A 255-nucleotide genomic window follows, 5' to 3' on the forward strand; every position below is an offset into this window, starting at 1 on the left:
AATTCGGATCTTTAGCTTTCTCCCTCATTTCAAAGCTTTGACACCGCTTTACAAAGTGTTTTTCATTAATAATCTCTTTGCCTGCACCTAAGCTTTTCTTGGCATAATTTAGGATTTGTTTTTCCTTTTCTAAAAGTTCTTGAGTAGTAAACTTATCCCCTACTCTGATTAGCACACCTGACTTTTCACATTCATTTATTTCTTTTTGTATTTCCGTGGTTGAGGCATTCCCTATACTATATTTTAAAACCCTGC

At 34.5% G+C, this 255-nt stretch carries 1 protein-coding gene; it reads right to left on the reverse strand.

The window, feature by feature from the left end:
• The coding region (locus NF27_RS12270) for a hypothetical protein (RefSeq protein ID WP_039455392.1) at window positions 1–255 on the reverse strand (255 nt) is incomplete at both ends.

Source organism: Candidatus Jidaibacter acanthamoeba, from assembly GCF_000815465.1.
GTDB lineage: Bacteria > Pseudomonadota > Alphaproteobacteria > Rickettsiales > Midichloriaceae > Jidaibacter > Jidaibacter acanthamoebae.